A 25,076-nucleotide genomic window follows, 5' to 3' on the forward strand; every position below is an offset into this window, starting at 1 on the left:
CTCACACCTACACTCTCAAATGCTATTTGAACCCGCTGAAAGTCAAGGGTTCAGAGATTGCACAAATAGGATATGGACATGAGCAAAATCCTGATCTTGAACGGCACTCAGCCCTACGATTTTGCCCCCGGACAGTTGAACGCCAGCCTCGCCGATAGAGCGTGCGACATGCTGACGGCAATGGGTCACGACGTTCGCGTGACCACCGTAGCCGACGGCTATGACTCGAATGCTGAGGTTGAGGCGCACCTCTGGGCCGATACAGTCATCATGCAGTTCCCGGTGAACTGGATGGGTGTTCCTTGGATCTTCAAGAAATACATGGATGAGGTTTATACGGCCGGCATGGACGGTCGTATGTGCTCAGGCGACGGTCGAACGACTAACTCACCCAAGGCTAATTACGGCACCGGCGGCACGCTAAATGGTAAGAAATACATGCTGTCGGTTACCTTCAACGCCCCGAAAGAAGTGTTCGATGATGCGTCCGAGCCTTTTTTTGCGGGTGCCAGCGTCGACGACCTACTAGCACCGATGCACTTGAACGCAAAGTTCTTTGCCATGCAGCCCCTTCCGACTTTTGCTGCATTTGATGTTATGAAGAACCCGGAAATCGAGTCCGATTTCGCTCGATTTGACGCGCATCTGAAAACCACATTTACCGAGGTTGAACATGTCCCAGCCTGATATCCATCTTTTCACTGCGGGAACGATGAACGGGTACAAGCCGGTTATCTTTCTAGAGGAGGCAGGCGTCCCTTACGACCTGACTCACATCAACTTTTCCAAGCAGGAACAAAAGGCGCCGGATTATCTGGTGCTGAACCCTAACGGAAAGATCCCAACAATCGAGGATCGTTCGGAAGGGCGCGCCATCTTCGAATCCGGTGCAATCCTGTGGCATCTGGCCGAGAAATACGGAAAGTTCCTGCCTGCGGATCCATTAAAACGGTCCGAGGTGATGCAATGGGTTCTGTTTCAAGTCGGCCATGTAGGCCCCATGATGGGACAGGCAATGTATTTCCAGCACATTGCAGCGCCGAATGGTCACGAAGAGCCCTTTTCAATCCGCAGATACGTAGACGAAAGCCGCCGCTTGATGGAGGTGATGAATACACGTCTGGACGGGCGTGAATGGATCGCTGCGGACGAATACACCATTGCCGACATGATGCTGTACCCGTGGGCGCGTGCTTATGTCTGGGCCAGGGTGGATGTATCGGACCTGCCGCATCTGAACGCCTAGTTCGACCGCATTGATGCCCGGCCCGCCGTGCAGCGGGCGTTGACCATTCCCAAGGCCAACCGTCAGTTCTGGGACGCCGACGCAGATGCCAGCGCCTTTGCTAAGGAAAACGCAGCGCGGTTTTCGAGCGATGTGAAAGGAAGCTGAAGCGGTGAATGCCGGGCATTTCCGGCATGATCACCACAAGATCGGACTGGAAATTCTAGTGCGCCCTCGCTGAACAACCGTTGCAGGGTTGCAAGGCGAGGATCTCCACGACAACCTTCATCCTATAGAAAAACACTCAATCGGGGTGGTCGCTCGCCGACCACTACAACCTTGGAATTTTGAAGGGTCCCTAATTTATGGCACTGCATAACCACCCCATGTGGCGGAAGCCGCAACATCATCAAGACCTCGACCACACTCACGACCACGTCCACTGGGCCGAGTTGTTCTATGACCTGATCCATGTTGTGACGATCTTCCTTCTTGGGAACTACCTGTCTCACCACCTCGATCTGTATGGGTTTCTTGTCTTCGCCGGTGTTTTCATCACGCTCTGGTACGCGTGGGGTGAGCTCAGTATTTTCAACTCGATCTACGTCAGCACCGATTTCTGGCATCGCCTGATCATGGCCGTGATGATCTGTACAGTGATGTTCATGGCCGCCGCCATCCCCGCCATCGACGGCAAGGGCTGGGTTTTCTTCGCGTTGGGGTTTGCCGCGAACAGAGCCATGATTGCCGCGCTATATTTCCGTGCTCAGCGAACCAATTCCTCGGGCGTTTCGATGTCGGCGGCACAGATCCGCAACTTCTCGGCCTTTGCAGTGATCTTTGCCATTACGGCGTTTCTGCCTAAACCGCTTGCCTATTGGGCGTTTGCTGCCGCGATGGTTGCCACGCAGGCGATGTACATGATCCCCGGCGTCACTGTCCTGCGCTTTGAACGGTTCGTCCCGCGCCTCGGTCATATGGCAGAGCGGTTTGCCTTGTTGACGCTGATCGTTTTGGGTGAAGGGTTCTTCAAACTGGTCGTCACACTGTCTGAGAAAGGCATCTACAAAGTTTCACCAGACGTGCTGGTCAACTTTGTAATTGGCGGTGTTTCGATGTTCGTGATGTGTTGGATCTATTTCGACTTCGTTGGCAACGCCAAACCCAAAGACAAAAAGGTTTCGACCTTGGTGATCTGGTGGCTGGCTCATCTGGTCTTGATGTTGTGTGGCGTGATGGTCGGCGTGGCGCTTGCAGCCGAGGTTAAGGTCGGGTTTTGGGAGCCGTACCCAACAGAATACGCTGCCATTGGCTGTTTCGGCCTTGCAGGCTACATCGCTATGCTTTGGGTACTTCAGAACGTCATTGAACACCGTATTGCCTCAGATTTCGGGCGTTGGGATGTGCGGGTGTTTGGGATCGTTTTGGCAATCGCCTGTTTCTATATTGTCCCGCATGTCCCCTCCTTGGTTGGCAATCTGATTTGGGGCACGGCTTTGCTTTCTCAAATCGCGATTCCCTTGATGCGCGCAAGAGCGAAGCTTCGCCATGACTGATGCTGTGACAGGTGCAAACTACCTGAGAAAAAGAGTGTACTGGTGGCTCGAGCGCCCAGACCGTGCTGCGACCGGCCCTTGGGTCCTTGAACTCGCTCTCATCGCTCTGATCACGCTGAACGTGGCCGCTGTTATCCTTGAAACGGTCGATTCAATCTATGACCGCTGGGGGGTCGCACTCAATCTGTTTGAAGGCCTTTCATTGTTAGTTTTCGTGGTGGAATACGCGGCGAGGCTGTGGGTTGCGACAGAAAACCCAAACTACAAAACGCGCGCATCCTGGGCCGTTTCTCCAATCGCAATAATCGACCTATTGGCCATACTCCCAGCGCTGCTTTACCTACTCTTTCCGGTTGACCTGCGGCTGCTAAGAACCTTCCGTATGTTGCGCTTGCTCAAACTCACAAGGTACTCACCCGCGCTCGGCATGCTGCTTGCGGTGTTCGAGGAAGAAGCGGGCGCCTTTTTTGCGGGTTTCTTCATCCTGATGGTGATGCTGATCTTTGCTGCAAGTGGCGCTTGGCTCGCAGAGCACGAGGCGCAACCAGAAGCCTTTGGCTCAATCCCGGCGGCGATGTGGTGGGCGATGGCGACATTGACAACCGTCGGCTATGGCGACGTAACGCCCGTGACAGTTGCCGGTAAGATCTTCGGCGCTGCGATCACAGTGATTGGCATTGGTATGGCGGCATTGCCGGCTGGGATCATCGCCAGCGGCCTAAACGACCAGTTACACCGCCGACGTGCGAGCTTGGAGCTCGAATTTCGAAAGGCGTTGGAAGATGGCGATATCTGCGAGGCTGATGAGAAGGAAATTGACGCTGTTCGCAAGCAATTGGGTCTCTCGCGCCGCGCTGCGGATCATATCCGCAACCGCGTGCATGCGGAAACGCTGTCACAGGTTGATCACTGTCCCACCTGCGGTCAGCCAACGAAACAAAGTGACAATCCCTGATCGGTCACAACAACAAACCGGCGTCGACCGGAAAATTCTATCACAGCATGCTGTGCTGCCTCCGAGGTCCGCGATGAGCCCTTAGCCACGGATGCTGTATCGGGCATGAACTACCGTTGCGTGAGCATTTTTGGGGATCACCGGAATCCAGAAAGCAAGATTCTCGTTAGCCGCCGTTCGCTGCAATCTGCGCAAACGACCGCGACGCGGACAAAGCCGACTTCTGAAGAACGTGGTCTAGTGACCGCTCTTTCGAAGCTTCGATTGAGGCACACAGCTTAAATCGACATGAGCCATTTCTTGAAAATCCTTACTGTGACTCGTTCTTGATCACCCGGACGACAGACGAAGTAGAGTGCGCGATCCAATGGAACACGGGTTTCATCCAGACGGATCAACCGACCAAGTTCCAAGTCCCTAGCTGCCAAAAGACGTCTCGCCAACGCCACGCCTTGCCCGTCAATCGCGGCCTCCAACAAAACAGCACTGTCGACGTACTTGATGCTCTGCGCGTTGATACGATCAGGGCTCAAACCAACTTGTGTTGCCCAACTTTCCCATCCGACGTTAAAGGCGTCGTGCAAAAGTGGAAGACTGGCCACGTCCTCGGCGCGCATTGGCAGCCGGGTTTGATCAACAAGAGACGGCGCAGCCACGACAATCAGTTCCTCTTGCCGGACTTGCTCATGATATAGCCCGTCCCAGCCAGGTTCGCCAAAGCGCAAAGCGACATCAACTTCGGATACATCGAAATCCGCAAATACATCATTCGTGTCCAGCAACAATGAAATACCAGGATGTTCTTGTTGAAACGAGTTGAGTAGCGGCACAAACCACTTGAGCGCAAGCGATGTGGACAAAGACACTGTAATCGACTGGCGGTGATGAAGTCGTTTCACCTCCATCACGCCCAGCTGCAATGTCGAAAACGCCCCGCGAGTTGATTGATGCAGGCGTTCCCCGGCCTCGGTCAGTTCAACACCATTTGGTCGGCGGTGAAAGAGCGTCACACCAAGATGCAGTTCCAGCAACTTGATTTGTCGACTGATCGCCCCGTGGGTGACGTTCAAAACATCCGCTGCTCTGCTCAGGCTGGAGTGGGTAGCGGTCTCGTCAAATGCCTGAAGGGCGCGAAGGTGTCTGAGGTTCTCCATGATGTGAGGAAACCTAACAGAAATGTTCAATTAACTCGATAGGATTACCTAATTCCAAGAGGGTACACTGCTATCAAAGCAATAATTCTCACATACTATACATCTGAAGAAAGGGGATACCATGCCCGATACCAAAGTCGCGCTGATGACAGGCACAGGACAAGGTATTGGCCGGGGTTGCGCCATTGAAATGGCAAACGCGGGCTACAAAGTTTCGCTGATGTCCCCGTCAAACAGGTCTGTTGAACTGGCGGAAGAGCTTGGGGGCATTGGTCGTCGTGGCTCTGTTTTAGATGTCGACGATCTCCGAAAGATGATCGACGACACCATGAGCAAATATGGAAGGATCGATGCAATCGTCAGCAATATGGGCCACGGCGGTGCGGTGCCAGAAGCGATAAAGACGGTAGGGTTTGATCCCGACTTTGACGGGCCGCTTTTGGAACTCAGCGACGCGTTGTGGCACGAAAGTCTGGATATGTACGTACTGAACGTCGTCAAGATCGCCCGCATTGTCACGCCCATATTGATCGAACAGGGCGGGGGCGCATTCGTAAACATTTCGTCCATGAACACAATCGAGCCGCGTGCGCCCTATCCCATGAGCATGCTGCGTGGCGCTCTGCACAGTTTCTCAAAGCTTTATGGGGATCGCTACGCACGGCATAATATACGCATGAACAACCTGCTGCCCGGGTTCTGCGAAAACGTAAATCTTTCCGAACAGGCCCGTCGGGAAATCCCAGCTCAGCGGCCGGCAACATTCGAAGAAATCGGGCAAGCCTGCGTATTTCTTGCCAGCGATAGAGCCCGGTACATTAACGGTCAGAGCATTCTATCCGATGGCGGGATGAACCGCGCGGTACGATAGCAAAGAGGTGCTAAAATGATTGTTACGGAACTCAAAGATATCCTTGGCACAGATCGGGACGTTTCCGGGCCCGGTTGGAATAGCAGAAGACTGCTTCTCGCGTCGGATGGGATGGGGTTCTCGCTGACTGATACGATCATTAAAAAAGGCGCAGTGCTGGAGCTGAAATATACCCATCATTTGGAAGCGTGTTACTGCATTGAGGGCAAGGGGCAGATCAGAGCGTTTGAAGATGAAACCTGGCATTTCCTTGAACCATTTTCCCTCTATGCCTTGGATCAACACGACCGACATTTAGTGCGTGCAACAGAGTTTGACCTTCGGCTTGTCTGCGTATTCAATCCACCGCTCAGCGGGCGCGAAGTACACCGCGAAGACGGAAGTTATGCTCCAACTGTATCTGTATGAGCACGGTGATATGTTGCGCAAACCGGCCGTTCGAGAAGAGCGCAGCCTCTGGAAATTTAGGCTCTCTGAGGACCATCTAAACACGGTGAGAATGACAAATCACTGAGATCAGATCTGTCATCAAAATCGGTGAAGCTTCTTTGCGACCTGGTAGGTATTGGCGTAAGCCGTGACGGACGCCTCAATGGGGTCGGCATAGCCGCCGCCGATTGCCATCGAGACCGGGATGCCCCGGCCTTTGCAGGCGTTCAGTACCGCCTGATCGCGTTGGATAAGGCCATCATGGGTCAGCGCAAGCCGCCCTAGCTTGTCTTCTGCCAGCGGATCAACGCCTGCCTGGTATAGAATGAGGTCGGGACGAAATTCAAACACAGCCGGCAAGTGATCGGCTAAGGCGCGAAGGTAGTCCTTGTCGCCGGTGCCATCCGGCAGGGCAACATCGAGATCCGCTGGAAACTTGCGGAACGGAAAATTCTTTTCCCCGTGCATCGAAAAGACGAAGACCGATGGGTTGTCGGCGAAAATGGCGGCGCTACCGTCACCCTGGTGGACATCAAGATCGATGATTGCGACCCTTTCGACCATGCCAGCCGCAAGCAGGTGGAGCGCCGCGACAGCCTGATCGTTGTAGACGCAATAGCCAGATCCAAACGTAGGATGAGCATGGTGAGTGCCGCCAGCAAGCTGTCCCGAGATACCGTACTCCTGAGCGGTCTCAGCAGCAGCAATTGCGCCACCGGCCGTGGCGCGAACCCGCCTCACAAGTTCCCGGCTCCACGGGAAGCCAATCCGTTTCATGGCCTTTTCCTCCAGTTCCCCGTTTTCAAACTGCGCGACAAAACCGGCGGCGTGCGCACGCAATACCGCTTCATCGCTAGCTGGCAAAGATTTTGCGATCTGTGCCTCCTGAAGAATACCGTCTTTCAGCAGTAGCGTGTGAAGCATTTTGTACTTGCCCTTCGGAAACCGATGTCCGGAAGGCAGACTAGGGGAAAATCTGTGAGGAGAGTAAAATCTCATGGCTTAGGTGAAGAAAAACTCAGGCAATTCGCCAAAGCATAGCCGACCTCCTAACTGGTCTGCAACTTCGGCCGCTGATAGCATTGCGTTTCAAGTGGTGCGTGAATGTAAGGGAAAGCCACAGTTGATATCTAATGCGAATGTCTGCTTTGTGGTTCACTCGCAGTGGACGCGCAATCCTACGTTTTGTTGTCGCTAGATGGGGCGAGTTCGCGTTAGTTGGAATGCATTCAACTATGCGATGTTTCGACTTCGTAGGCCTCGATCATCTCGTGGCCTGTTCGAAAAAAGAACTTCTTCGAGACAAGATTGGCTATTCCATAGCGTTCGAGTTCTGCCTCTATCGATGGTTCGGCAAAGAGAAACACGACCTTAATGTCACGATCGTGGAGTGTTTGAATAGTTGATTTCAAAACGCTCCCGGCAGTGTAATCGATGTCGTCAATTGCAGAAGCGTCGATACAGAACCAGTGGGTCTTTTCTTCGATCGCGGCGATGACATCGACAACCTCATTCGCAAATCGCTGCGCGTTCGCATAGTACATCCCGTGTGAAAAGCGGTAAACAATGAGCCCAGGTTCGAATTGCTCGGGTTTGTCGAGTGGTCGTGCCAGCCATTCCCCGTCTGGCATTTTAGTGATGATGGAATTCTTCGGTCGGTATCCTTTACGCGTATGATCGATCAACGAAAAAACCATCGCAAAAATGATGCCTTGTTCGACTCCGGTGGCCACGACCACGGCGGCCGTGCCCATTGCGATCCCGAACTCAGTGGGCGCTTGGACGAAGATTTCCCGCAATCCGCGCAGGTTTATCAGCTTCAAACCAATCAGGAATACGACGGAGGACAGCACAGCCTCAGGCAAGAACGCAAGAGGCTTCGTAAGGAACAAGAGAACAAACAACACGACCAGCGCCGTAGTCAATTGGGCTATCTGGCTTCGGCCTCCGGCACCGGCAACCATCTCGGTCTTGGTCGGGCTTCCATTGACGACAAAAGTCGCGCTGAATGCCGCGCCAATATTGGCAATACCAAGCCCGACAAGATCGGCATCTTCGTTGAACTTTTCCCCGTAGCGCGCAGCATAGGCGCGAGATGTCGCAGCACTTTGCGCCAGGATGACGACGAGTATCGCCAGCGCTGTAGGGAGCAGCTGTTTGAATGTCGTCCAGTTCCAGTTAACCTGCGGGATGGAGAGTGAAGGCAAACCGCTCGGCACGGGGCCAAGCAAGGCAATCCCGTTTCTTTCGAAATCAAAAAACCAACTTAGTCCGATGATCCCGATGACAGCAATCAATGGCCCAGGCACCTTTGGGGACAGGCGTTTCGCTCCGATCACAATGACCAAAACTGCGGTTGCAATCAAAAATGTCGCCCAACTGATCTGACTGATGTTCTGATAAGCGTTTGAGAGTTTCTGGATCGTGCCATGACCGCTCGTTTCAATGCCTAAGATCCCAGGTAACTCGCCTAAGGCGACTTGAATACCAACACCGGTCAGAAAGCCGACCAGAACCGTTCTGGACAGGAAATCGGCCAGAAACCCCAGACCGACGACTCTGGCCGCGATCAAGAGAATACCTGCCATCAGCGCCAAAAGCGAAGCAAGCGCTATGTATTCAGACGAACCACCTACAGCCATGCCAGCCAAGGCTGATGCAGTGATGGCAGCGGTCGCCGAGTCTGCACCAACCACAAGGTGGCGTGAAGATCCGAATATCGCGAAAAGCGTCATCGGAATCATAATCGTATACAGCCCGGTAATGACCGGTGTTCCTGCAATTTTCGTATAGCCCATGACCTCGGGTATCGCGAGGCACGCGAAGGTCACTCCGGCAAGGATTTCGGCCGGAAGCTTGGCTGGAACAATAGGCAGAACTCCCTGCAGCACCGGAAGGGATGATCCGTGAGAATGGGACGTTTTGTCAGACATTCAATTGTTGCACTTTCGGGTTAGCCCCCACGTGGCGGCAGAAGCTATTTCTCGTGATAGCACTGGCGTTTTTCGGATGCATGGAACTTTTTGAAGATTTCATCGAATTTGCAACGTCCGGTTTATGCGCATTGCTGCAATTGGGGCATCGCGCAGCATTGGGGAAAGTGGGCTCGATTCGGTCATGCGATGATATTTTGTAAGTGTCTCCTATACGCTCGGAGCTGGTAACAGACAGATTTGACTGAACGGCTGCCAGCCTATTTTAGAGAAAAAAGGGAATTTCGTATGCACAGATGGATTTACATTGGGTTCGCGTTGCTGGTTTCAGCGTGCAACCCACCTCCCAAGGCTCCATTGGTCACTAACGCGAACGGTCAGACTGCCATCCAAATCAACACAAGCGGGCTGACAGGCTACGAGTCGACCTGTTAAGAGATCACAAGAGGCAGCGTTCGCGCGATTGGACACAAGAGAGCGCGCATCCCAAAAGGTATCGATGCGAGCAGCTGAACCGTCACCCCAGACGAGTTCAAGCGGATGCGCCAATCAGCGATTCTGGCGGGCGGACCCGGTTCTGGCAATCGGTAAATGAAGGAGAGGCCGGTATATGTTCAACGATGATGTCCAGGCACGATGCCCTGAATGCGGATCGCCGGATACGTTGATTACGGGTGAGAAAGCTGCCTGCAATGCATGTGGGTACGAGGAGCCATTTCTGCTCGGTGAGGAGGTGCGCAACGGAGCGGAAGAGGTCGTGATCAACGCGCAGAAAATGGCACGGGCGAGAGACGTTCTGCAGCGATGGGATTTCGCTGGGTAGGTGGGTGGCTGAAGAGGCCAGATATTCGGAAAATTGAAAGCTTGCTGCGCGGGCCTCTCAGAGTCGCAACATGGGCCACGTTTGTCCGAAGGCGAGAAAACCGTTACCCCCCTTTAAATAGGCGTAGAGAGAATCCGGAAGGGTTCTGATTAGGTTTCTCTGCAGCGACTTGCTCGGCAGGGCCCACGCGCTTTATTCTGCGCGCGCTGCGCTGTAATCCTCGTCTGACACATGCTCCATCCAATCAGCAGTCTTGCCCTCGACAGACGTCTGCACAGCCAGATGGGTCATCGCACAGTCTGGCGCCGCGCCGTGCCAATGCCGCTCTCCTGGCGCAAACCACACCGTATCGCCAGGGCGCAACACCTGCACTGACTGCCCCTCAGCTCCAGCTAGGCCCGAGCCCGACAAGACATGCAGCGTTTGACCGGCGGGGTGCGTGTGCCACGCCGTCCGTGCTCCGGGCTCAAAAGTCACAGTAAGGATCTTGACCGGCGAGGGATCATTCCCTGTAACAACGGGATCAAAGCGGACTGTACCGGTGAAATACTCATTGCCGGGAAATTGAGAGGGCCGGTCCCCCGCGCGGTGAATTTTCATGATGTGCTCCTTCGTTGCGTTGCTCCTGGGGACATAGCAGAGTTCCAATTTCAAACCCAGATGCACGCCGGGTCGGCGCGGCCATCTGGGCACCATTGTCGAATGCCCAGATTGCGACTGTAACCGGTCAGCGGATTGCACAAGACCTGCGTCTGAGTTGCGGACTTTTCTGCCGTTCGCTGGGCTTTTGCCAAAGTCTGCTTTTCCAATCGCGGAAGCAGATGCCCGTTACTCAGGGTACAACAGTTCGACTAATAACCACTCAGGCGTGCCATGAACTCTTAGCCTGAGGGTACCAGCTGGCCCACAATAGCCGCGTAATCCTGTATTGGAAAAAACAAATTTGTCGGCAACAAAAGGCTGGGCGTATTCATGAAGAAGCCTCATTTCGGGATTGAAAAGTGAGAACCGAATGGCGTTCTCCCCCACCCAAGAGAGGTCGAGCTGATCAACCAGCGACGAAGGGCTATCTTTCGGTAGCTGTGTTGGGTCAGAGTAGGGTGTGTTTATGCACACAAACCGGACATCATTCCGGAAAGCGGCCGCCAACGGCATGGGTATATCCTTCTCACGGAAGTTTTGAAGCTCTGCCCAGTCCCAGGGAAGGCTTTGTCTTTGAACCGTGATCCAAAGTCCAATGAGGACGAGCGCGATGACAAGCGCAAGCATGATGGTTTTGAAGGCGGCTGACCTTAGCATTATCGTAGTTTAGCGGTGGTGGGTAAAGCCAACATCAAAAAAACAGGGCTGGACGGCTGACGGGACATTGCTGCCCTTGACAGGAAGAGCCCGAATGTCGGCTAACTGAGGCTTCTCTAGGCTGGGCGTATTCCATTCAATGGCGGATATCTGCTTTTCTGACCTTTCTCGATTTTGCAGATGACAAAGCTCCGTCGCTGCTGGTAGCTGTCTAAAGGTGTGCGCATCACAAATTGGAGAACCGTCAATGAACTGCTCAGGTTGGCTCATTGACTGAGAATGGGCACTGGCACCCCAAGATTTTTCCGGTCACGCAATTGCTCATACGGAGTTGAGAATGTCAGGTTTCGCGCAGACAACCCCATCGGCTCTTGGTAACGCGAACGCACCTTGGGTGTTGGACGGAAGAGCGGTCGCCGAAAACCTCGGCGTAAACCCTGAGACGGGATTGAATCCGGACGAGGTGGCCAGGCGGCTTTCAACACACGGTCCAAACCGCTTGGAAGAGACTGCAACAGTGCCGCCCTGGAAGATGCTCCTGCGGCAATTCGCAAGCCCGCTGCTGATCATCCTGATAGCAGGTGCTCTTGTCTCGGCCTATACAGGGCATTGGGTTGATGCGATTGCGATATTCGCGATCGCCGTCTTCAACGCCTTCATCTCCTTCTGGCAGGAATACAAGGCCGAGCAGTCTTTGGCAGCCCTGCGGGAGATGTCTGCACCGCAGGCCTTCGTGCGCCGCGGCGGCGAGATCGTCGAAGTACCGGCGGCGGATCTCGTGCCGGGCGATATTCTGCGAGTAAAAGCCGGTGACATTCTGGCCGCCGACATTCGCTTTGTCACCACCAGCCGGATGCAGGTCGACGAGGCCGCGTTGACGGGAGAATCCGAACCGGTCGACAAACATGCCGATCCGATCGAGGACGAAGACGTCGTTCTGGCCGATCGTCTGAATATGGGCTTCATGAGCACGCAGGTCACTGGCGGCGCTGGTGAAGGCATTGTCGTGGGCACCGGAATGGAGACCGAGGTCGGTCACATCGCTGCCCTCATGTCCTCTGCGAAAGAGCCAAAGACCCCGCTGCAACTCAAGATCGAGGGCCTTTCCAAGGTGCTGATCATGGCGGCCCTGATCGTGGTCGCCATCGTGATCGGCATTGGCGTGGTCAATGGAATGGATGCGGCTGAGATGCTGAACACGGCAATCTCGCTGTCGGTCGCGGCGATCCCGGAGGGCCTGCCGACAGTAGTCACCATCGTTCTGACGCTGGGATCGCAAAACATGGCTGCCAGCAACGCCTTGGCGCGACGGCTTTCCTCTGTAGAAACGCTCGGCGCGACCTCGGTGATCTGTTCAGACAAGACCGGCACGCTCACGCAGAACCAAATGCAGGTGATGCAATGCTGGGCCGGTGGCAAGGACTGGGAAGTGACCGGCGAGGGGTTCGATCCGCATGGCGAGTTCCGTTCCGAAGACGGTAGCGTGGCCGAGATCGAGGCCGAAACGGATCTTCGGCAGATGCTGGCCGTCTCCGCCTATTGCAACGATGCGCGTATGGTCGAGGCTGACGGGCGCCCGGCGATCCAGGGCAACCCGACTGAGGGCGCTCTGGTCGTGGCCGCGGCCAAGGTCGGGATTTCCCGCGAGAAGTTGACAGAAGCGCGGGTCGAGGCGCTTCGGCAATTCCCCTTCGATTCAACGCGCAAGATGATGTCTGTCTTCGCTCGATTGCCGGATGGGCGCACTGTGCTCGGCGCCAAGGGGGCGCCTGATGTGATCCTGTCAAGGGCGAGCCATGTCCGCCTGGCCGGGGAAACGCTTGAGATCTCCCCGGCCTTGCGGGAAGAGATCGAGGCGGTGATCGACGGTTTCGGCGAGAAGGCGCTCCGGACCCTCGCCGTGGCTTATCGGGAGGTGGCAGAAGAGGATCTGGACCATGCCGATCCCGAGCAGCGGATCGTACTGCTTGGCATTCACGGCATCATGGACCCGCCGCGCAGCGAAGTACCCATCGCCGTTTCGGAGGCAACTGGGGCCGGCATCCGAACGGTGATGATCACCGGCGACCACGCCGTGACCGCCCAAGCGATTGCGGAACAGATCGGCATTCGCACCAGCGACGCGCAGACGGTTCATACCGGGGTCGAGCTCGACCTGATGAGCGATCAGGATTTGAAAGAGATGGTGCAGCACGCGGCCGTCTTTGCCCGGGTGACCCCGGAGCACAAGCTGCGCATCGTCAATGCCATGCAGGAGAATGGCGAGGTGGCGGCAATGACCGGGGATGGCGTCAACGACGCGCCCGCTCTGCGAGCGGCGGATATTGGTGTCGCCATGGGCATCACCGGCACGCAGGTCGCCAAGGACAGCGCTGCCCTCGTGCTGCTCGATGACAATTTCTCCACCATCGTGACGGCAGTCCGCGAAGGCCGGCGCATCTTCGACAATCTGTTGAAATTCATTCGGCAGGCGCTCACCGCCAACGTGGCCGAGGTCTCAACGATCCTGTTCGCCTTCCTACTGATGGGGGCAGACCCGCTCCTGCCGATCACACCGCTGATGATCCTCTGGGTGAATCTTGTATCGGATGGGCTACCGGCTCTGACACTCGGCTTCGAGAAAGCGGAACCCGACCTGATGCAGCGCCCACCGCGCCCGCGCGACGATAATCTGTTCGGTGGCGGAATGAAAGAGCGGATCCTGATCCGGGGAACGCTGCTCGGCCTGCTGACCTTTTATGTCTTCCAGGAGTTTCTCGAACGAGGCGCCTCCTTGGAACACGCCCAGACAGCAGCGTTCATGACACTGATCTTTGCCCAGATCTGGCATATTTTCGACGCCCGAACGACCTCTACGCTCTACCGCAAGTCGCCGCTCGGCAACCGCACCTTGCTTGGAGCGGTGAGCATTTCCATATTGCTGTCTCTTCTCGCCATTTATACCGGCGCTGGACATTTCGTGCTTGGAACAGTTTCCCTGCCTCTGTCGCATTTGCTCGGAGTGTTCTTCATCGCCGCATTGCCCACGCTTCTGTTGTCTGCGCTGAAGGAAATGTTCGGACTGAAATGGCTCTGACGCTACCTTTGCTTAGAACGGCACGGAAGGTGCTAGAATGGACATCCTGAAGCACCCATTCGGTGTCAATTTCTTGGCAGAGGGTCTGCATTGTTCCTGGCCAGCATTCCGCCACAAGAATGTCAGAGGAAGTTGAATTTTATGGCCTGATAACCCATACGCACGATCTAGTGACGCGCAGCGCGCAGTGTCGACCCCGGTGTCCTATAGAAGGCATTACAATCAACAAAGCCTATTCTTCGGGCCTAGTGAAACTGTGTATTCCCCGCCTCCAACGATACCGTCGTACCTTTTTCGCCACGTACCGCTGCAGGGACATCAGCAAGGGCGCAAATAATGGCCCGACCACCCGAGGATCGCACAAAGTCCTGGGCGGCCTGCACCTTGGGACCCATTGATCCAGCGGGGAAGTCGTATTCATCCAACGCGTCGGGGGTGATTGACCGAATGCCCTTTTGGTCAGGCGTTCCCCAGTTCAGGAACACGGCTTCTGCATCTGTAGCGATGACAAAGAAATCTGCGCCAAGGTTCTGCGCCAGAAGGCACGAGGCAAAATCCTTGTCGATGACGGCTTCGACCCCGACCAGTTTCCGTTCAGCTCCTGCCTCGTACATTGTCGGGATGCCACCTCCGCCAGCAGCGATCACAGTCGCGCCCTTTTCCAGGATCCAACGGATCGGTTCGACCTGAAAGATACGTTTTGGGCGGGGCGAGGGCACTACGCGCCGCCAGTACTTGCCGTCAGGTTTCACCGTCCAGCCCTTGTCAGCCGCCTCTTTCTTGGCGTCCATTTCGGAGTAGACCTGCCCGATGAATTTTGTTGGGTTGTCAAACGCCGGGTCGTTTGGATCAACCTCGATCATGGTCAGCAGGGTGGCGATGTGATGCTCGAAAGGCAGGATGTTCCCAAGCTCCTGCTCAATCATGTAGCCGATCATGCCCATCGTCTCGCCGACGAGGACGTCTAGCGGGTATTCCTCGACATCGGTGTACATGATCTCTTGCAGGGCCAGCATCCCGACCTGCGGACCGTTCCCGTGGGTGATGACGGTTTCATGCGCTTCGCAAAGCGGAGCAAGGGCTTCGGCAGCAATCTTTGCGTTTTTGCGCTGATTGTCCGCTGTCATTTCCTCGCCCCGTTTGAGAAGCGCGTTGCCGCCTAGTGCTACAACAACGCGTCCCATGGTTCAGCTCCCCAGTGTTGCGACGAGGATCGCCTTGATGGTGTGCATCCGGTTTTCTGCTTGTTCGAACGCAATGTTCATATCGCTTTCGAAAACCTCCTCGGTCACTTCCATCTCGGTGATGCCAAACTGTTCGTGAATGTCCTGACCAACTTTGGTCTCCAGATTGTGGAAGGCTGGCAGACAGTGCATGAACTTGACGCTCGGGTTGCCCGTTTTCTTCATCAGATCCATGTTTACCTGATAGGGGCTCAGCAAATTGATCCGCTCGGCCCAGACCTCTTTCGGCTCACCCATTGACACCCAGACGTCGGTATGAATGAAGTCCGCGCCTTCGACAGCAGACGTATCGTCCGTGATGGTCACACGTGCTCCCGTCTTTTCAGCCCGCTCCATCGCCAATGCGCGCACGTCGTCATGGGGCTGGGTTTCTTTTGGCGAGATCATTCGAACATCGCAGCCCATGATTGCGCCTAGCATCAAAAGCGAATTGCCCATGTTCGATCGGCAATCACCCGAGTAGGCATAGACGATATCTTTGCGAGGCTTGTCGGCATGCTCGATCATGGTTTGCATGTCCGCAAGCATCTGTGTTGGATGCCAATCGTCCGTCAGGCCGTTATAGACTGGGACGCCGGCATAGTCTGACAGTGTCTCGACCATGTCCTGACCCGCACCGCGGAATTCAATCCCGTCGAACATACGTCCCAGAACACGGGCGGTGTCTTTCATCGACTCCTTGTGCCCGATCTGTGAGCCCGACGGATCGAGATAGGTGATGTTCGCGCCCTGATCGTATGCTGCCACTTCAAAGGCGCAGCGGGTGCGTGTCGAAGTTTTTTCGAAGATCAGGCAGATGTTCTTGCCGGTCAGCGACGGCTGTTCGGCGCGGGCGTATTTCGCGCGCTTCAGGTCGCGGGCCAGATCCAGCAGATACAGCATTTCACGCTGGCTGAAATCGGCAATTTTCAGATAGCTACGGCCTTTGAGATTGAATGCCATTTTATCTCTCCCTAACAAAAATCAGAGGGCGCAGGGGGCTGCGCCCATGGTAAATTCAATAGGCGGGGTCGCGGTCGATCGGGCAGGTCATACAGTGGCCGCCACCACGGCCGCGCCCAAGTTCCTGACCCGAGATTTCGATCACCTCGACACCGGCTGCGCGCATCTTTCCGTTCGTGAACGTGTTGCGCGCATAGCCTACAACAACACCTGGCGAGAGGGCGACGACGTTATTACCGTCATCCCATTGTTCGCGCTCGGCCTGGAATTCGTTGCCACCGGTAGAAATGACTTCCAGCGAGTTCAGCCCCAAGGCTTCCTTGTAGACGTCGAACAGGTGCCCTTTTTCAACGTGGATATCCAAATCCCCACGATCGCCCGGACGGATCGAGATACATGTGATCTGATCCGCCACTTCAGAGAATGCGGTGACCTTGTCATGGTCGAGGCAAGTGAAGACAGTATCCAGATGCATGGCTGCACGGCTCTTGGGCATCGCACAGGCGACAACGCGTTCGGCGCCGCCCTTGCGGAACAGCGCTTCTGCGACCTGTGCGACAGCCTGCCGGGTCGTACGCTCACCCATCCCGATGAAAACCGTTCCATTACCAACTGGCTGAACATCTCCGCCCTCAACCGATGCGAGACCGAAATCGTCGTCGCTGTCGCCCCACCAGAACTCAAACTCGGCGTCTTTGAACATCTTGTGGTGCCGGTACACAGTTCGCATGATCAAGGTTTCCGGCTTACGAGCAGGCCAGAACATTGGATTCGTGGTCACACCATCGAAAATCCAGCAGGAGGGGTCTCGTTGAAACTGGGCGTTAGGGATGGCCGGAAGAATGAAATCACCCAGCGAAACAAGATCGCCGAACTGCTCATCAATCATGCCTTTGGGAAGGTCTGCGAAGACGATGCCGCCGAGCATATGCCGAGCAAGCAGCTTAGCATCCATCTCGTCCAGCCAGGCTCGCATTTCTACGGAAAAGCCCAGACCGACCATGTTGGGTGTGATCAGGCGGTCCAGAAGAAAAGCGCGCGCCGAGGGGTCTGATCTGATAGCGTCTGCCAGAAGGTCCTGAATGTCGTAAACCTCGACCCCGCGTTCCCGCATGAGCGAGCAGAATTCAGCGTGATCCTTACGAGCCTGTTCGACCCAGATGACATCATCGAAAAGAAGCTCTTCGCAATTTCGCGGTGTCAGTCGATCATGCGCCAGCGAGGGGCGTGAGACGATCACCTTATTGAGCTTTCCGATCTCGGAATGAACGCCGAGCTTCATTGTAACTCTCCTTTCGAACTATCTGTTTTTTGAATGTCTTCAACGTCATTGGCCTGGCTCCAGCGGACCCAGACATGGATAGGCACGCCCATAAGCAGCAGGACCGAGCCAACCAAAACAGTTTCAGCGCCTGAGCCGATGAAGGCCCAGACCGAATAAATGAACCCAAGCGCGCCCAGTACGATGACCTTCGCCAGTTCCGGGCCATGCAGGACCTGCCCGCCTTTCAGCCGGATCATAATCTCGGCCACTGAGCAGATGGCATAGGGCAACAGGCTGGCTACAACGGCGAGCAAAATGACAAAGTTGAATGCGGCGACCAGCCCTTGCGCATAGTTCATGATAATCAAAACCGAGGCCAACGCGTTCGACAGGATTAACGCATTAGCAGGCGTTCCAAATTTGGATTTTTGGCCCAAGGCTGCAGGAAAGACGCGATCCAAGGCGGCACCGTAAGGGACCTGGCCACTGAGCAGCGTAAAGCCGTTCAAAGTACCAAAGGTCGAAATCACCGCGCCCACAGCAACAAGGACACCACCAACGGGACCAAACATCACCTCACCGACGGCTGCAAGAGGTGCGGCGGAAACAGCAAGCAGCTCGGCAGGAATGACGCCCATCGAAACGGCGGTTACCGAGATATAGACGCTTGCGGCGATAATCACGCCGATCACGGTGGCGCGTGGGATGGTCTTTTCCGGCTCGATAACATCGCCAGAGGGAACCGTCGCAGATTCAAGACCCAGGTAGGCCCAAAGCGTCAGAGCAGCCGCGGCAGAAATCGCCGTAAACGCAGTGGTGCCGCTTTGATTGACCGGAACATAGTTCTCGGTGTTGATCCAGAAGATACCCAATGTGCCAATCAATATCAGCGGAGCGAGCTTGAGCACGGTGGTCACAATCTGAACCAAACCAGCCCCTTCGACCCCTCGGATGTTAACCAAGGTGAGCGTCCAGATTGCAACCAACGCAGTCGAGAGGCCGTACATCGGCACTTCGATGATAATAGGGAACAGGAATCCTAGATACCCCACCAACGCGACAGCGACTGCGGCGTTCCCGGTCCAAAGTGCGATCCAGTACCCCCAGGCGATAATGAAACCGGCAAAGTCTCCGAATGCTTCCTGCGAATAGGCATAAGGACCACCGGGTTTAGAAACGACGCGTGACAGCCTTCCGAATATGATCGCGAGAACAAGCGCCCCTGCCGAAGTCAGAATCCACCCGCCGATTGCGATTGGCCCAAACGGTGCAAGTGACGCTGGTAGAAGGAACACTCCCGACCCGATCATGTTTCCGACGACCAAGGCAATACAGGCCGTCAGCCCAAGGGCACCGGATGTCGATGTTGTGTCTGTGGCGGCGCGATCGGTCATTGCGACGGCTCAGTTCGATGTTGTGTCTGGAGTCTCGGTTGTGGGCCTGTCGATCCCCGGATCAGTGATGGCCCCAACGGTAAGTGCCGCGCAGATGATCAACGCCAGAATTACGAGCAGCGGGAAAACAAAGCGTAGCCACCTGTCATATGACACGCGACCAATGGCTAGCCCTCCCATGACGACGGCAAATGTCGGGTTGAACAGGTTCACCCATCCGTTTGCTGACTGATACGCAGTAACCACAAGGTCACGGCCGACGCCTGCAAAGTCTGCCAGTGGCGCCATGATCGGCATCGAAAGCGTGGCCAGCCCTGACGAGGACGGCACCAGGAATGACATCAAGATCTGAATGCCAAACATCGCGTTGATAAAGGCGAACTCGCTCAGTCCTGAGACAAACCCCTCTGCCCCTGCAAGGATAGTGTCGGTGATCTTGCCCGCGTCCATAATGACGACAACACCGCGTGCGACGCCAATGATCAGGGCAACGCCCAGCAAATCGCGCGCGCCATCAACGAAGGTTTCCACAAAGGTCCCTTCGTCCATTCTGGACCCTTCATCCGTTTTCCCGACCCACCAGACGATGATGGACATCACCAGGAAGAGACCGGACATTTCCGCCATCCACCACCCCAGCGCGACAACACCATAGATCATAATGGCGAAGGTAATCCCGAAAAGAATCAGAATGATCGAACGGGTCTTGGTCATATCGGGGAACGTATCATCGCCTTCCGAACCCTTTAGAAAATGCGCCCGGTTTTCCTCGGCCTGATCTGCCACCACGGACAATGACGGGTCGGCTTTCACGCGTGATGCGTATCGCATGACGAATGCGATGCCTGCAGCAAGACAAAGGACAAGAATAATGAACCTAAGAACGATCCCATTCGTGAACGGAATACCCGCACCTTGCGAGGCAACAACTGTCGCAAATGCGTTGAAGGTTGAGCCCAGGGTCCCAATGCCTGCGCCCAGCATGATCACCGCGACCCCGGTCAAGGAGTCGTATCCTGCCCGAATAAAAACCGGAATGATCAGAGCGTAGAACGCCAAGGATTCTTCGGCCATGCCATAGCTTGTCCCGCCAAAGGCAAAGGCGATCATCAGGATTGGGATCATCAGGATTTCCCGCCCGGCCAACCTGTGCAGCAGCCAACCGATACCGGCGTCGATAGCTCCTGTCTTGGTGACAACCATCAGGAAACCACCAATGACCAGGACAAACAAAGCGACATCAATTGCGGCGCTGGATGAACTTCCAAGGAGACCAGGATCGTACATTCCGGCAATCGGGGCAAGGATAACCGCTGCAAGCCCCTGAGGGTTCGGCTCGACTTCGTGATAGGTGCCTGGGACTGGCGCTTCGCTGCCCAGAGCTTCGTTCATCTGACGGTCGTACTCACCGGCCGGAATAACCCATGTAAGGGCGGCCACGACGGCAATCAGTATGAACAGAATGGTAAAAGCGGTAGGAAATTTAAACTTGGACATATGAAACTCGCGCTGGGTGAAGCTGAGAAACTGGGCAGTCAAATATTTGAATATTTATGTCTCAACTTAGTACTAACGCGGCGACTTGTCACTTTCGTAAAACGTGGGGTTGTCGAACACATTGAACAATGTCTGCCATGGGCTCAGTGCAGTCATTCGCTGCGACTTGCTTGAACGACAGATTTTGCGGATAATTTTACCAAAGCGGGAAATGCGTCTTTTTGCTTCAGCCCGTACAAGTGTTGCTAAGAACGCATTTCTCCTAGGTGCGCGATACCCGAAGCCAGTAGTCGTCTCGCCTCCTAGAGTTCACGCCGACCAGACATCAGGTTTGGAGGCCGCGCACCTATCTTTTCAGAATGCTGGATTGATATCTCTAACCTATCAGCCGCTTCGATTGTGGCTTTAAGTGCAGCCTTGATGGCGGTCCTTTCGGAAATGGGGGAGCGAGTTTCAGCCATTCCTCCGATGTCTGTCCATGACCCTCTCTTCATTTTTATTCCTCGCTCAGGCGGCCCCATTTTGGTAGCAATGACTTATCAATTGCGGCGGTCGTTCTATCCGCACGTCGCATTTCCTCGACCTCCGCACGGAGTGCGGACAGTTCTTCAAGCCCTTTGAGCTAGGCGTGACGACCCAGGGCATCCCGAAGAAGCCTTGCCTGTTGCAAGCTGATTTCGCTCCAAGATGCTGCAGTTGTGGTTCGCTCTGAAGCGGCGCGGATATCTTCAATTGAACTCAATTTGTTCCTGTCAGCCAATTGAGCGAAGTCAGAGCGTGTAGGAGGCCGAACCCGATCAACGAGCCATTGGGCTACGGTTGGATTGCCGATATCAAGCTCGTCGGAAATTTCGTCAGTGGCGCGCCCGAGCATCTCTTCAAGCCGTTCGCCCGCAAGCTGTGCTGCGCGTACTTTAATGCCATTTGCGGCCCGCGGTCGACCCGTTGACTTTCGCGGCTTGTGCCCGGGCAGGAATTTGCCATCCGGGCCGCGTTTAGCTTGTTTCTCGTCATGGGTCATAGAACCGGCAATCTCGTCATATTTACATCAAAAATACTGACATAATAGCTTAACTTTGCGTTCTTGTCGCTATCTTGGGATTGACCCGTAGTTTACGGAGTTCGAGTGCGAGGTGTTCCGCTCCTTCGAGTGAAAAACCAAATCGGCTGTTGCAATCCCACAAAGAAATCAAGAAGTGAGGATGCCTCCCAGGCCATCTGGCATCAGATGCTCAACGCTCAATTCTTTAGTTACAAGAAATGCAATACAACTAGGATGCCCCACTCAATTCTCAATTTCGATTCCTCAATGTTGAACGCACGTTGGCCAAGTTGTCTGGATGAAGGTGATAGCACCGCGCGACAGCAAGGTTTTGGATTGCCAAATTGGTTTCATTGGCCCAATTGACAGCAGTTGAAATCAGAAGAATTCAGTAATACGTGAGTTTCTTTATGGGGGCGAGATGTCCCAACTGGCGGAAAACGCAGCGTTTTCAATGAGGTATGATGGCCCTAGGCTCCACCAAATCTTCATATGCTGTTGGTTTGAGCTTATCCCCTTAATTTACAAGAGTTTAAAAACGATTCTGTTACGTTGAGGTGTCACAATGAGGACGCTTGAGAAGATGCCTGGACACTCCCGACTCTATCGCCATGGCGACGTCTACTATCTCCGCGCAGCCGTCACTGCGGACATCGCAACGACCTACCCGAAGACCGAAGAAAAGTTCTCTTTGATGACGAAGAACCGCGCCTATGCTATTCGGAAGGTCCGTTTCGCTGCCATTGAGGTCGACCAACAATTTGACGCCACCTATGTTTGCTCAAAGCCCAAGGACAGGAAGCTTGAGCTGAACTGACCTCAGATCAGATCAACAAATCAAGGCCGTATACTACAACTTCCAGCTGAAGGAAGATAAAGAAACGCGCCTAGCGTTGGGTGTTTACTAGGAAACAACTGATAGTTCTCTCTTCCGCTGCGCGTCTCTGATCAAAGCCGCGAGCCGAAAGAAGCCATGAGCCATCTTGGTGTAGGGCATTAGCAGGAAGAAAGTCAGAACCGATCCCAGATGGATAGCAAGCAGCGCAGGCATCAGAGACGTTGAACCAAGGGCGTAAAGGACCAGCCCGCTCAGGCCGACAAAACCAAGCAGCAGGATGAAACCTATGTCACCGCCCCAAGCAGACGGGTCGCCAAGCTCTCGATCAGATTTTTGCTTGAGCAGAACCATAGCTCCGCATCCCACTGTCAGCAGGATACCTCCGGAAACGCCGAAGAGTTTTGGCAGGGACCAGAACCCGTAAGGCGCATGCAACCCGAACCCGTAGTGCATAACCGTCGCCACCGAAGTCGACGCGAAACACAGCAGGAAGCCGTACATGATAGCGTGGTGAATGTGACGGCGCCCCTGGCTGAACCGATCTTCATCTTCAAAGTTACATCCCTCACCATGCCCGGCAGCCAGATCCTGCATCTTGCCGGCGCGTTTGAAGGCGGCCTTCAAATCAGTCATTTGGATGGGTTTGCCGCCAACTTCCGCCAAATAGCGCCTTAGGCTGATAGCCACGCTGAAGAGCGGCAACAGGAATGCCGGCGCAAAGATTGCGACCATCGCATTGTGGGACAGGACGGCATAGAACCCCTCTCCTCCGCTTGATCCAATGGCGCGAATTGCCCAGAACAACAGGGCAAATCCAATTGCCAGTGCCAAGGCAATAGCCCCGCCGTGAGTGTGAAACCGGCGCGCCAGAGGCTGCGGCCAGGCGAAGCTTTCCCAGCTGTCCCGCCGCACTTCGGCCAGAGCTTTCGGTAGATTCAGGTCAAACTCGTGCGGAGCTGTGTACTGACAGGCGTAGTAGCAACCTCGGCAGTTGTGGCAGAGGTTGGCGAGTTGCGTGATATCTCCATCGGAAAACGCACGTTCCGCATGCAGGGATGGAAAGACTGAGCAGTAGCCCTCGCAATACCGACAGGCGTTGCAAATCTCGGCCTGACGCCGGGCTTCTTGAATAAGTTCAGTTTGCATAGGCTGCAGCCTCACGTCCTGCGATGCGTCCAAAAACGGTTCCGATGGTCATGCCGAACCCGGCCAAGTAGCCTTGCCCCAAGATTGACCCGGCCATCGTCTCGCCGGCGGCCCAAAGGTTCTTGATCTTGCCGTTGGCGGTCGAACATTGGGCGGTATCGTCGACCTTCAGACCCAGATAGGTGAAGGTCACGCCGGTGCGCAGTGAGTAGCCATAAAAGGGCGGCTCGGTGATCGGACGCGCCCAGTTCGTCTTGGGCGGTGTCAGACCCGAGGTCGTGACCCCGTCCAACTCGGTCGGATGAAACCCACTGGTATCACCGCATGCTTCGTTGAATTCAGCAACGGTCGCCTTCAGCTTGTCGGCGGGCAGATCCATCATTCCGGCCAGTTCTTCCAAGGTGTCCGCCTTCAGCGGTGGAAAGACCGAGGGCATAAACAGGTTCAGCGACTTCGCATCGATGATCACATAGCCAACTTGATCCGGCTGGGCCGCGACAAGACGCCCCCAAATCGCATAGCGCTTGGGCCATACTTCTTCGCCCTCGTCATAAAACCGCTCGGCATTCTTATTCACGACAATTGAAAACGGCACGCAGTCCAGGCGGGTGACGATACCGCCGTCAAACTTCGGCGCGCGCCCGTCAATGGCGACGGCGTGGCACTGGGTCGGATCGCCGACGCTGTCGACACCTTGATCCAACAGATCGGACAGAACTACGCCACGGTTATAGGGTGTGCCCCGGATCAAGAAATTCTTAGCAGGTTCACCCCATGCACGGGTCAGCCAATCCGTGTCGGCCTGAAACCCACCCGAGGCAACAATGACCGCCTTGGGCGTGATGCGATGAGACTGGCCCTCATAGGTGTAGTCGACCCACTCGATCCGATCACCATTCAGCTCCAGATGCGTGACAGCAGCTTCGTACAGAACATCGACACCCAAACCAGTAGCAGTTCGGTAATATGCGTTTACCAGAGACTTCCCGCCCCCCATGAAGAAGGCGTTGGTCCGCGCCAGTGACAATGTCCCGGACAGAGAGGGTTGGAACCGCACCCCGTGTTCTTCCATCCACGGCAGGCATTCCTCGGAGTTTCGGATCGCGAGGCGAGCAAGATGTTCGTCGGTTTTGCCGCCAGTGACCATTAGCAGATCTTCAAGATACTCATCTTCACTGTATTCTTCGATCAGCGGGCCGAGAGGAGCGCCATGCATACAACGAAAATTGCGCGTATGGCGGGAGTTTCCACCACGATAGGGTTTTGGCGCCGTCTCGAGGATCAGAACACGGGCGCCTGCCTCGGCAGCGGTCATCGCGGCGCAAAGGGCTGCGTTCCCACCGCCGATCACAGCGATATCATAAGCTTCCTTTTGGGTGGCCATATCC

The 25,076-nt window shown here is 55.2% G+C and carries 23 protein-coding genes; 9 read left to right on the top strand and 14 right to left on the bottom strand.

The annotated features are described in order from the left end of the window. The first annotated feature begins 78 nt into the window (after nucleotides 1-78). From ACR0NO_RS07945 to ACR0NO_RS07960, 4 genes are all read left to right on the top strand, one after another. Entirely contained in the window at nucleotides 79-687 is a 609-nt protein-coding gene (locus ACR0NO_RS07945) for an NAD(P)H-dependent oxidoreductase (RefSeq protein WP_480723547.1), read from the top strand. Then, nucleotides 674-1,246 carry a glutathione S-transferase family protein gene (locus ACR0NO_RS07950; RefSeq protein ID WP_480723548.1) on the top strand — a complete coding sequence of 191 codons (573 nt, stop codon included), beginning with the start codon at nucleotides 674-676 and terminating at the stop codon, nucleotides 1,244-1,246. The genes ACR0NO_RS07945 and ACR0NO_RS07950 overlap by 14 nt, the downstream gene beginning before the upstream one ends. A gap of 344 nt (nucleotides 1,247-1,590) precedes the next feature. Further along, nucleotides 1,591-2,781, top strand: coding sequence for a low temperature requirement protein A (locus ACR0NO_RS07955; protein WP_480723549.1), 1,191 nt, complete (start codon nucleotides 1,591-1,593; stop codon nucleotides 2,779-2,781). Next, complete coding sequence (locus ACR0NO_RS07960; protein ID WP_480723550.1) at nucleotides 2,774-3,736, top strand: ion transporter; 963 nt, start codon at nucleotides 2,774-2,776, stop codon at nucleotides 3,734-3,736. The genes ACR0NO_RS07955 and ACR0NO_RS07960 overlap by 8 nt, the downstream gene beginning before the upstream one ends. A gap of 278 nt (nucleotides 3,737-4,014) precedes the next feature. On the opposite strand, the gene ACR0NO_RS07965 is transcribed toward ACR0NO_RS07960, so the two are convergent. Then, on the bottom strand, nucleotides 4,015-4,890 hold the full coding sequence (locus ACR0NO_RS07965; protein WP_480554689.1) for a LysR substrate-binding domain-containing protein: 876 nt from the start codon (nucleotides 4,888-4,890) through the stop codon (nucleotides 4,015-4,017). Nucleotides 4,891-5,035: 145 nt separating this feature from the next. On the opposite strand from ACR0NO_RS07965, the gene ACR0NO_RS07970 reads away from it, so the two are divergent. Together ACR0NO_RS07970 and ACR0NO_RS07975 are read left to right on the top strand one after the other, a co-directional pair. Beyond that, nucleotides 5,036-5,761 carry an SDR family oxidoreductase gene (locus ACR0NO_RS07970; RefSeq protein WP_480723551.1) on the top strand — a complete coding sequence of 242 codons (726 nt, stop codon included), beginning with the start codon at nucleotides 5,036-5,038 and terminating at the stop codon, nucleotides 5,759-5,761. 15 nt (nucleotides 5,762-5,776) lie between these two features. Next, nucleotides 5,777-6,169 (top strand): ectoine synthase, encoded by a 393-nt coding sequence (locus ACR0NO_RS07975; RefSeq protein WP_170555721.1) that lies wholly within the window; start codon nucleotides 5,777-5,779, stop codon nucleotides 6,167-6,169. A 120-nt stretch (nucleotides 6,170-6,289) separates the two neighbouring features. Here ACR0NO_RS07975 and ACR0NO_RS07980 read toward each other — a convergent pair whose 3' ends face one another. Beyond that, complete coding sequence (locus tag ACR0NO_RS07980) at nucleotides 6,290-7,189, bottom strand: histone deacetylase family protein (RefSeq protein ID WP_170676850.1); 900 nt, start codon at nucleotides 7,187-7,189, stop codon at nucleotides 6,290-6,292. Nucleotides 7,190-7,419: 230 nt separating this feature from the next. Then, nucleotides 7,420-9,123, bottom strand: coding sequence for a SulP family inorganic anion transporter (locus ACR0NO_RS07985; protein WP_480723552.1), 1,704 nt, complete (start codon nucleotides 9,121-9,123; stop codon nucleotides 7,420-7,422). A 610-nt stretch (nucleotides 9,124-9,733) separates the two neighbouring features. On the opposite strand from ACR0NO_RS07985, the gene ACR0NO_RS07990 reads away from it, so the two are divergent. Beyond that, nucleotides 9,734-9,946, top strand: coding sequence for a eukaryotic translation initiation factor eIF-2-beta/eIF-5 family protein (locus ACR0NO_RS07990; RefSeq protein ID WP_170555724.1), 213 nt, complete (start codon nucleotides 9,734-9,736; stop codon nucleotides 9,944-9,946). A 192-nt stretch (nucleotides 9,947-10,138) separates the two neighbouring features. On the opposite strand, the gene ACR0NO_RS07995 is transcribed toward ACR0NO_RS07990, so the two are convergent. The 3 genes from ACR0NO_RS07995 to ACR0NO_RS08005 all read right to left on the bottom strand — a co-directional run bounded on the left by ACR0NO_RS07995 (nucleotide 10,139) and on the right by ACR0NO_RS08005 (nucleotide 11,515). Further along, nucleotides 10,139-10,546: a (R)-mandelonitrile lyase gene (locus tag ACR0NO_RS07995; RefSeq protein ID WP_170555725.1), complete on the bottom strand. Its 408-nt coding sequence runs from the start codon at nucleotides 10,544-10,546 to the stop codon at nucleotides 10,139-10,141. 228 nt (nucleotides 10,547-10,774) lie between these two features. Then, nucleotides 10,775-11,215, bottom strand: coding sequence for a hypothetical protein (locus ACR0NO_RS08000; protein ID WP_480723553.1), 441 nt, complete (start codon nucleotides 11,213-11,215; stop codon nucleotides 10,775-10,777). A gap of 39 nt (nucleotides 11,216-11,254) precedes the next feature. Then, nucleotides 11,255-11,515 (bottom strand): hypothetical protein, encoded by a 261-nt coding sequence (locus tag ACR0NO_RS08005; protein ID WP_480723554.1) that lies wholly within the window; start codon nucleotides 11,513-11,515, stop codon nucleotides 11,255-11,257. A gap of 67 nt (nucleotides 11,516-11,582) precedes the next feature. Between ACR0NO_RS08005 and ACR0NO_RS08010 the strand changes: the two genes are divergently transcribed. Continuing rightward, nucleotides 11,583-14,321, top strand: a complete 2,739-nt coding sequence (locus ACR0NO_RS08010; protein WP_480723555.1) for a cation-translocating P-type ATPase — start codon at nucleotides 11,583-11,585, stop codon at nucleotides 14,319-14,321. Nucleotides 14,322-14,566: 245 nt separating this feature from the next. Here the strand turns inward: ACR0NO_RS08010 and arcC are convergent, their stop codons facing one another. The 6 genes from arcC to ACR0NO_RS08040 form a co-directional block, all read right to left on the bottom strand. Further along, nucleotides 14,567-15,505, bottom strand: a complete 939-nt coding sequence (gene arcC, locus ACR0NO_RS08015) for a carbamate kinase (RefSeq protein WP_480723556.1) — start codon at nucleotides 15,503-15,505, stop codon at nucleotides 14,567-14,569. A 3-nt stretch (nucleotides 15,506-15,508) separates the two neighbouring features. After that, entirely contained in the window at nucleotides 15,509-16,507 is a 999-nt protein-coding gene (argF, locus tag ACR0NO_RS08020; protein WP_480723557.1) for an ornithine carbamoyltransferase, read from the bottom strand. Nucleotides 16,508-16,562: 55 nt separating this feature from the next. Next, entirely contained in the window at nucleotides 16,563-17,789 is a 1,227-nt protein-coding gene (locus ACR0NO_RS08025) for an arginine deiminase (RefSeq protein ID WP_480723558.1), read from the bottom strand. Continuing rightward, nucleotides 17,786-19,165, bottom strand: coding sequence for an amino acid permease (locus ACR0NO_RS08030; RefSeq protein ID WP_170555731.1), 1,380 nt, complete (start codon nucleotides 19,163-19,165; stop codon nucleotides 17,786-17,788). The genes ACR0NO_RS08025 and ACR0NO_RS08030 overlap by 4 nt, the downstream gene beginning before the upstream one ends. Nucleotides 19,166-19,174: 9 nt before the next feature. Then, nucleotides 19,175-20,662, bottom strand: coding sequence for a YfcC family protein (locus ACR0NO_RS08035; RefSeq protein ID WP_480723559.1), 1,488 nt, complete (start codon nucleotides 20,660-20,662; stop codon nucleotides 19,175-19,177). A gap of 622 nt (nucleotides 20,663-21,284) precedes the next feature. Continuing rightward, nucleotides 21,285-21,683 carry a hypothetical protein gene (locus ACR0NO_RS08040; RefSeq protein WP_170676837.1) on the bottom strand — a complete coding sequence of 133 codons (399 nt, stop codon included), beginning with the start codon at nucleotides 21,681-21,683 and terminating at the stop codon, nucleotides 21,285-21,287. Between the two features lie 604 nt (nucleotides 21,684-22,287). Here ACR0NO_RS08040 and ACR0NO_RS08045 point away from each other — a divergent pair. After that, nucleotides 22,288-22,521 carry a DUF6538 domain-containing protein gene (locus ACR0NO_RS08045; protein WP_480723560.1) on the top strand — a complete coding sequence of 78 codons (234 nt, stop codon included), beginning with the start codon at nucleotides 22,288-22,290 and terminating at the stop codon, nucleotides 22,519-22,521. Between the two features lie 87 nt (nucleotides 22,522-22,608). Here ACR0NO_RS08045 and tcuB read toward each other — a convergent pair whose 3' ends face one another. Together tcuB and tcuA are read right to left on the bottom strand one after the other, a co-directional pair. Beyond that, nucleotides 22,609-23,688, bottom strand: coding sequence for a tricarballylate utilization 4Fe-4S protein TcuB (tcuB, locus tag ACR0NO_RS08050; RefSeq protein WP_480723561.1), 1,080 nt, complete (start codon nucleotides 23,686-23,688; stop codon nucleotides 22,609-22,611). Next, nucleotides 23,678-25,072, bottom strand: coding sequence for an FAD-dependent tricarballylate dehydrogenase TcuA (tcuA, locus tag ACR0NO_RS08055; protein WP_480723562.1), 1,395 nt, complete (start codon nucleotides 25,070-25,072; stop codon nucleotides 23,678-23,680). The genes tcuB and tcuA overlap by 11 nt, the downstream gene beginning before the upstream one ends. Between the last annotated feature and the right edge of the window lie 4 nt (nucleotides 25,073-25,076).

It is taken from the genome of Ruegeria sp. CL3, from assembly GCF_056536505.1.